This is a genomic window from Streptomyces sp. NPDC059142, assembly GCF_042755665.1.
Taxonomy (GTDB): domain Bacteria; phylum Actinomycetota; class Actinomycetes; order Streptomycetales; family Streptomycetaceae; genus Streptomyces.
The window spans coordinates 1-8,532 of sequence record NZ_JBHZDA010000162.1; the positions used below are offsets into that span (position 1 = coordinate 1).

Annotated in this window: 4 protein-coding genes; 1 reads left to right on the top strand and 3 read right to left on the bottom strand. The window is 74.1% G+C overall.

Features of this window, described 5'->3' with window-relative positions:
* A partial coding sequence (locus ACFXPK_RS31685) for an amino acid adenylation domain-containing protein (RefSeq protein WP_385080600.1) occupies positions 1–3,636 on the top strand: 3,636 nt, incomplete at its 5' end.
* A gap of 73 nt (positions 3,637–3,709) precedes the next feature.
* Here the strand turns inward: ACFXPK_RS31685 and ACFXPK_RS31690 are convergent.
* The 3 genes from ACFXPK_RS31690 to ACFXPK_RS31700 form a co-directional block, all read right to left on the bottom strand.
* Positions 3,710–4,696, bottom strand: a complete 987-nt coding sequence (locus tag ACFXPK_RS31690; RefSeq protein WP_385080602.1) for a carbohydrate ABC transporter permease — start codon at positions 4,694–4,696, stop codon at positions 3,710–3,712.
* On the bottom strand, positions 4,693–6,003 hold the full coding sequence (locus ACFXPK_RS31695) for an extracellular solute-binding protein (protein ID WP_384996824.1): 1,311 nt from the start codon (positions 6,001–6,003) through the stop codon (positions 4,693–4,695). Before ACFXPK_RS31695 ends, ACFXPK_RS31690 begins: the two co-directional genes overlap by 4 nt.
* Positions 6,000–8,532: family 78 glycoside hydrolase catalytic domain (locus ACFXPK_RS31700; protein WP_385080604.1), on the bottom strand; the 2,533-nt coding region annotated here is incomplete at its 5' end. The genes ACFXPK_RS31695 and ACFXPK_RS31700, both read right to left, overlap by 4 nt.

Below are 8,532 nucleotides of genomic sequence, written 5' to 3' on the forward strand. Positions count from 1 at the left end.
CCCATGGACCTGCGCCGCGCCCCCCTGATGGACGCCCGGATCGCCGCCGACCCCGGCACCGGCCGCTGGCTGCTCGCCGTCCGCATGCACCACATCACCCAGGACCACACCACCCTCGACCTCGTACTGCGTGAGGTCACCGCCCTCCTCGACGGCCGGGGCACCGCCCTGCCCGCGCCCCAGCCCTACCGCGCCTTCGTCGGGCAGGCGCTGCTGGGCGCGTCCGCCGAGGAGGACAGCGCGTACTTCACCCGGCTCCTGGGCGACGTCACCGAACCCACCGCCCCCTTCGGGGTGCTGGAGACCCGCGGCGACGGGGAGGACGTCACCGACCGCCGCACCCCCCTCGACCCGCGGGTGACGGCCAGGCTGCGCGAGCGGGCCCGCCGCGCCGGGGTGAGCGCCGCGACCGTACTGCACGTGGTGTGGTCCCGCGTCCTGGCCGCCGTGTCCGGACGCGACGACGTCGTCTTCGGCACCCTCCTCCTCGGGCGGATGCGGGCCGGCGACGGCGCCGGCCAGGTGCCCGGCATGTTCATCAACACGCTCCCGGTACGGGCCCGCACCGCCGACACCGACGTGGCCGAAGCGGTCCGCGCCATGCACCGCCAGCTCGCCGAACTGATGGTGCACGAACACGCCCTGCTCGCCGACGCCCAGCGCGCCAGCGGCGTCCGCGCCCCCGCACCGCTGTTCACCGGCGTCCTGAACTACCGGCACAACTTCTCCGGCGACCCCGGAACCGTTCTGCCCGCCGGCACCGAACTCCTCATCTTCCGGGAACGCACCAACTACCCGCTGCTCGTCTCCGTCGACGACGACGGCCACGCCCTCGCGTTCGCCGTCCAGGCCACCGCCGCCATCGACCCCGACCTCGTCACCCGACTGCTGCTCGCCACCACCGACCACGTCGTCAGCGCCCTCGAACAGGCCCCGGACACCCCGCTGGCCGACCTCGACGTACTGCCCGCGGCCGAGCGCCACCGCATCCTCACCGAAGGGAACGACACCGGCCACCCCGACCTGGCGCCCACCCTCACCGACCTGTTCGCCGACCGCGTCGCCGCCTCCCCGCACGCGCCCGCACTCGCCTTCCACGACGACCGTCTCGACTACGCCGCGCTGGACGCCCGCGCCAACCGGCTGGCCCGGCACCTGATCGGCCTCGGCGTCGGCCCCGAAGAACGCGTCCTGCTCCTCATGGACCGCTCGCCCGACCTCGTCACCGCGCTCCTCGCGGTCCTGAAGACCGGCGCCGCGTACGTCCCGGTCGACCCGGACCAGCCCGCCGAACGCATCGCCCACCTGTGCGCCGACGCCGCCCCGGTGGCCGTGCTCACCACCGGCGCCACCGCCCGGAGCGTGCCCGCGTCCGCCCCGGCCCCGATCGCCGTCGACGACCCGGCCGTCCGCTCCGCCGTCGCCGCGCACCCCGCGGGCCCGCTCACCCAGGACGAACGCACCGCCCCCCTGCTGCCCGGCCACCCGGCCTACGTCATCCACACCTCGGGCTCCACCGGCACCCCCAAGGGCGTCGTCGTCCCCCACACGCAGGTCACCACGCTGCTGCGGTCCGCCGCCGACCGGTACGGCTTCGGCACCGACGACGTGTGGACCTGGTTCCACTCCTACGCCTTCGACTTCTCGGTGTGGGAGCTGTGGGGCGCGCTCCTCACCGGCGGCCGGCTGGTCGTCGTCGACCACGACACCTCCCGCTCCCCGACGGACTTCCGGAGCCTCCTGGTATCCGAGGGGGTCACCGTCCTCAGCCAGACCCCGTCCGCCTTCCAGCAGCTCGCCCACGCCGACGCCGGACAGGACCCCGCCGCGCTCGACGCCCGGCTGCGGCTCGTCGTGTTCGGCGGCGAGGCCCTGGATCCCGCACGGCTCGGGGACTGGCACGCCCGCCACGGCGCCGACGGCCCGCGCCTGGTCAACATGTACGGCATCACCGAGACGACCGTGCACGTCACCCACCTCGACCTCGACGCCGACGGGGAGCACGGACCGCACGGCGCCTCTCCTGTCGGCCGCCCGCTGGACCACACCCGCGTGCACGTCCTGGACGACGCCCTGCGGCCGGTACCGCCCGGCGTGACGGGGGAGATGTACGTCACCGGTCCCGGCGTGGCCCGCGGCTACCTGGGCCGCCCCGCGCTGACCGCCGCACGGTTCGTGGCCTGCCCCTTCGAGCCGGGCACCCGCATGTACCGCACGGGCGACACGGCCCGCCGCGACGCCGACGGCACCCTCACCTACCTCGGCCGCGCCGACGACCAGGTGAAGCTGCGCGGCTTCCGCATCGAGCCCGGCGAGGTCGAGACAGCCCTCCTCGGCCACGGGCAGGTCGTCCAGGCGGCCGTCACGGTACGCGAGGACACCCCCGGCGACCACCGTCTCGTCGGCTACCTCGTACCCCGCGACCCCGCCGACGCCGCGGGAGAGTCCGGAGCCACGCTCGCCCGCCGGGTGCGCGAGCACGCCGCCGCACTGCTGCCCGCCCACATGGTGCCCGCGGTCTGCGTCCCGCTGGAGCGGCTGCCGCTCACCGCCAACGGCAAGCTCGACCGCGCCGCGCTGCCCGCGCCCGACCCGGAGACCACCCGGGGTGAGGGACGGGGCCCCGCCACCGTGCGCGAGGAGATCCTCTGCGCGGTATTCGCCGAGGTCCTCGACGTGCCCGACGTCGGGGCCGACGACAACTTCTTCGTGCTCGGCGGCCACTCCATGCTCGCCGTGCGACTCCTGGAGCGACTGCACGCCCGGGGCGTCCGCGTCGACATGCGCACCCTGTTCACCGCCCCGACCCCCGCCGCGCTCGCCGCCGCCGCCGGACCCGAGCCCGTCGCGGTCCCCAGGGCCACCGTCCCGCCCGGCACCACGCACATCACCCCCGAGATGGTGCCGCTCGCCGGTCTCACCGAGGCCGAACTGCACATCGTCACCGACGCGCTGCCCGGCGGCGCGGCCGACGTGGCCGACATCTACCCGCTGGGCCCGTTGCAGGAAGGCGTCTTCTTCCACCACCGGCTGCACGCCGAATCCGGCCGCGACGGCGGCGACCCCTACGTCGTGCGCTACGTGCTGGGCTTCGACACCCGGTCCCGGCTCGACGCCTTCCTCGCGGCGCTGTCCCAGGTCATCGGCCGCCACGACGTCCTGCGCACTGCACTGGCCTGGACGGGCCTGCCGCACCCGGTGCAGGTCGTGCACCGGCACGTCGACCTGCCCGTCACCGAGATCGACCTCGCGGACGGCCGAGCGGACGGCCGAGCGGACGGCCACGCCGACGGCGCGGCCGGCGAACGGGACGCCGCCGAACGGCTGCTGGCCCGCGGCGAAGAGCCCATGGACCTGCGCCGCGCCCCCCTGATGGACGCCCGGATCGCCGCCGACCCCGGCACCGGCCGCTGGCTGCTCGCCGTCCGCATGCACCACATGGCGCTGCTGACCAGGGCGGGTCCGAGCGAGGCGGAGGACCAGGCGGCCCCGAAGTTGGCGAAGGTGGGCGGCGCGGGCGGCGACAGGGGCGACACGGCTATCTGCCGCGGGTCCTTCATCGCCAGGGTGACCAGCGCGTACACGGGGAAGAGGAAGACCACCGCGACGGCGGTCATCACGAGTTCCAGGGCGTAACCGCGGTAGCGGGAGAGCCCTCTCGGCGGCCGGGCCGCGGGGCGGACGTCCTGCGGGGCGGTGGCGGTGGTGCTCACGCGGCGACCTCCCGGGCGCGCAGATAGCGGAGCTGGACCAGGGAGACGGCGGCGACGAACAGCGCGAGGACCAGGGCGACGGCGGTGCTGTAGCCGAACTTGCCGTAGACGAACGCCTCTTTGTAGAGCACCGTCGACAGGGTCTCGCTGGAGGTGCCGGGGCCGCCGTTGGTGGCCGCGTACACCTGGTCGAAGAGTTTGAGGCCGCCGATGGTCGACAGCATCAGGTTGACGGTGAGCGCCGGGGCGAGCAGCGGCCAGGTGACGTAGCGGAAGCGCTGCCAGGTTCCGGCGCCGTCGATCCGCGCGGCCTCGTGGAGTTCGGCCGGTACGCCCTGGAGCCCCGCGAGGAAGATGACCATCGAGTAGCCCGCGTACTGCCACACGACCATCGCGGCGACGGACCAGAGCGCGAGGGAGGGGTTGCCGAGCCAGTCCTGGCGCAGTCCGCCGAGGCCGAGGGCGCCGAGGATCCCGTTGAGTCCGGCGCCGTCGTCGGGGTTGTAGACGTACTTCCACAGGAAGGCGACCATGACGGGGCTGACCACGGCGGGCGCGAAGAAGATCACGCGGAGCAGGGAGCGTGAGCGGATGTTGGCGTGCACGCCGAGCGCGAGCAGCAGTCCGACGGCGTTCTGGACGACGACCACGGCGACGGTGAGCAGCAGGGTGTTGCTGACGGATTCCAGGGCGCGCCGGTCGTCCAGCAGGGTACGGAAGTTGTCGAGGCCGACGAAGGAGAAGCCGCCGATTCCGGACCAGTCGGTGAAGGCGTAGACGACGCCGGCGAGGCTCGGGTAGAGCACGACGACGGCGTACACCAGGAGCGCGGGGACGACGAAGCCCCAGGGCGGGACGGTGCCGTCGCGGCGCCGTCGGGCGGTACGCGCCGGGCCGGCGGGGTCCGGGGTCTCGTGGGTCCCGGCGGTCGCGGGGGACGGCGGCCGGGGGCCGGGCGTGGTCCGCCCGGACACATCGTTCACGAGGTCTTGCCGTAGGCCGTGTCCAGCTGCGCCAGCGCGCCCTTGACGTCGGTCCTGCCCGCGAGCAGTTCCTGTACGGCGGCGAAGTGGGCGGGCTGCACCTCGGCGTTGGGCCAGGACTGGTCCATGAAGGGGACGGCGCGGTCGTCGTCGATGATCGGCAGGAACTCCTGGAGCACGGGGTCGATCTCGGTCGACGCGTCGCGCTGGAAGGGGATCGCGGAGACGGCCTTCGCCCAGGCGTTGATGTTCTCCTGGCGGCCGAGGAACTCCACGAACGCCTTGGCCTTGTCCGGGTTCTTGGCGTGGGCGGCGACGCCGAGCCCGACGACGATGCCGGCGGGTATCCAGAGGCGGGCCGGGTCGTCACCGCCGGGGAAGGGGAACATGCCGAGGTCGTCGGGGGTCCTGGTGGCGTCGCGGAAGGTCGAGAGCACGGCGGAGACCTGGACGGCCATGGCCGCCTTGCCGCTCGCGACGAGCGAGGTCTGCTGCTCGAAGGTGGTGCCGTTGGGGTTGTCGTTGAAGAAGCCCTTGGTCTGAAGCTCCTTGTACTTGCCCATCGCGTCGGCCCAGCCGGAGTCGGCGAAGGTGGTGCGTCCGGCGGCCATGTCGGCGTCGAAGCCGGGGGTGCGGGCGTAGACCGCGTTGGGGACGAGCGCGTAGGTGATGAGCTGGGTGACCCAGGCGGTCTGGGCACCGAGGGCGATCGGCACGATGCCCTTGGCCTTCAGCGTGGTGCAGACGTCGAGGAGTTCGCTCCAGGTGGTGGGCGGCCGGACGCCCGCCGCGGTGAAGGTCTTCTTGTTGTAGATGGCGCCGATGACGCTGCTGCCCGCCGAGTAGAGGTAGGTCTTGCCCTCGTGGCGGTAGGCGGCGTCGAAGTTCTTGGGTATGCCCTGGGTCCACTTCTGCGCCGAGAGGTCGGCGAGCAGCCCCGCCCTGGCGAGTTCGACCATGGACATGGCGCTGCCGCTGCCCGGGAACAGGACGTGCACATCGGGCGCGTTGCCGCCGGCGAGCTGGGTTCGGACGACGGTCTGGACCTGGTCGGTGGGGGCGAAGGAGGTGGCGAAGGCGGTGCCGGGGTGGCTCTTCCGGTAGGCGGCGACCAGTTCCTCGACGGGTTTCTGCTGGTCGGCGACGCCGACGACCCGTATCTTGCCGTCGCCGGAACCGCTCGAACCCCCGCACGCGGTGAGGGCCGGGGGGAGCGCGGCGAGCGCCGCCGCGCCGCCGCCCATCCGCAGGAACCCTCGGCGGCCGACCGTGCCGGGGAGGGGCGGGATGCGGGAACCCGTGGTCATGTCGTCTCCTCCTCGTGGGGACCGGCGTACGAGGGCGCCGCCGGACCTGGTGTGCTGACGCGCGCGGCGTAGGCGTGCGGGCCGCGCGCCGGTGGCCCCGCCGGTACGTAGGCGGCGGTGAAGCGGTAGACGCCGGAGGCCACGCGGTAGACGGCGCGGCCGGGGGCGGTCCCGGCGCGGGTGAGGTGCGGGCCGTCCACGGGCACCTCGCCGGACTCGCGGACGGACGCGGGGTCGGTGGTGGGGACGTGGACCTCGGCGGTGGCGCCCGGGGGCACCCGGACGCGCAGCGCGAAGGTGTCGCCCTGCCGCTCCCAGCGGACGGCGACGGTGCCGCGGACCGATTCGTACCGGGCGCTCGCGTGGGTGAGGTCGCCGGGGGCGGGGCGTACGGTCAGCCGCCGGTAGCCGGTGGAGTCGGCGCTCTGGTCGAGTCCGGCGACGCCCCGGTAGAGCCATTCGCCGATCGAGCCGAGCGCGTAGTGGTTGAAGGAGTTCATCGCCGGGGCGCGGAAACCGGCGTCGGGGGTCCAGCCGTCCCAGCGCTCCCAGATCGTGGTGGCGCCGTGGTGCAGCGGGAAGAGCCAGGAGGGCACCTCGGTACGGCGCAGCAGGGCGTGGGCGAGGTCGGCGCGGCCGTACGCGTCCAGGACGGGCGCGGCGAGCGCGACCCCGAGGAAGCCGGTGACGAGCCCGGGGCCCGCGGCCTCGACCAGATGGGCGAGGCGCCGGGCGGCCGCGCCGGTGTGCTCCTCGGGCAGCAGGCCGAAGGCGAGCGCGAGGAGGTAGCCGGTCTGGGTGTCGCCCGCGATCCGCAGGGTGTCGGTGTCCCCGTCCGTGCCCGGGTCCTTCACCCCGTTCGGCCCCCTGTCCTCACCGCTGTCGGGGCCGGGCGCGCGGGTGACGAAGGCGTCGCCGAAGGCGGCCCTCACGGCGGCGGCCAGCCGGTGGTGGTCGCGGGCGAGGTCGTGGTGGCCGAGCACGTCGGCGGCGCGTGCGGTGAGGTGGGCGCTGTGCGCGAAGTAGGCGGTGGCGACCACCTCGCGCGGGGTGGGGGTGCCGGGGGCGAGCCAGTCGGAGAAGTGCGGTCCGACGCGGTGGCGCCAGATCAGATCGGGGTTGTGACGGCGGATCAGCTCCACCCAGGCGCACATGCCGGGCAGCGCGCGGGCGAGGAAGCGCGGGTCGTCGTAGGTGCGGTAGAGGTGCCAGGGGATGATGACACCCGCGTCGGCCCAGCCGGGGGCGCCCTCGTCGGCGACACCGACGAGGCGCGGGGCGACGTTGGTGAAGCCGCCGTCGGGGGTACGGGCGTCGTCCACGTCGCGCAGCCACTTGGTGAAGAACGCGGCGACATCGGCGTTGAGCGCGGCCGTCGGCAGGAAGACCTGGGCGTCGGCGAGCCAGCCGAGGCGTTCGTCGCGCTGCGGGCAGTCCGTGGGCACGCTGACGAAGTTGGAGCGCTGGCCCCAGGTGACACAGGTGTGGAGCCGGCGGATGTCGGGGTCGGAGCAGTCGAACGAGCCGGCCCACGGCGTGTCGCTGTGCAGGGCCACGGCGACGACGTCCGGCGCGGCCAGCTCGTCGAGGCCGCTGATCTCGGCGTAGCGGAAGCCGTGGTAGGTGAAACGCGGCTCGAAGACGGTGCGGGCGCGGCCGTCGCCGATCAGCAGGTCGGTGGCGGCGGCGGTGCGCAGGTTGGCGGTGTAGAGCCGGCCGGTCGCGTCCAGCACCTCGGCGTGGCGCACCGTCACCCGCGCGCCGTGGGCGAGTCCGTCGACCCGCAGCCGTACGCGCCCGGCGAGGTTCTGGCCGAAGTCGACGACGTGGACGCCGTCGGGGAGCCGGGTGACCGTGCGGGGAGGCAGTTCGGCGGTGGCGCGTACGGGTTCGTCGGGGGCGGCGACGAGCAGCGCGTGGTCGGTGTCGGTGACCCGCGCGGGCGACCAGTCCCGGTCATCGTAGCCGGGCAGGTCCCAGCCGTCGGCCGAGTGGCGCAGGTCGTGGCATTCGCCCATGAGCAGGTCGGCGTGGCGAATCGTTCCTGTGCGGGTGCGCCAGGTGTGGTCGGTGATGATTCTGGTGGTACGTCCGGTGGCGTCGACCAGGTGCAGTTCGGCCAGGAGCTGGGGGGTGGTCCCGTAGTGGGCGCCGGCCCTGCGGGGTTCGAAGCCGACGAATCCGCTCCACCAGCCGTCGGCGACGGTCGCGGCGAGCACGTTCTCGCCGCTCCGGACCAGCTCCGTCACGTCGTACGTCTGGTACTGGATCCGGTGGTGGTAGTCGGTCCAGCCGGGGGCGAGTTCCGCGTCGCCGACCCGCGTGCCGTTGAGGCGGATCTCGTACAGCCCGCGCGCGCTCACGTACAGCCGGGCGCGGGTGACGGGGGTGGGCGTGCCGGGGAAGGCGCGCCGCAGGACCGGGCAGGGGGCGAGTCCGTGGTGGTCGAGGGCCGCCTCGCCCTCGGTCGGCGCGTCCATCACGCCGATCGGGTCGGGGTCGTGGGTGATCCTGGCGGCGCGCCACCCC

Coding starts and splice junctions, on each gene's coding strand:
- ACFXPK_RS31695 (WP_384996824.1), bottom strand. CDS start 6,003: ATGACCACGGGTTCCCGCATCCCGCCCCTCCCCGGCACGGTCGGCCGC.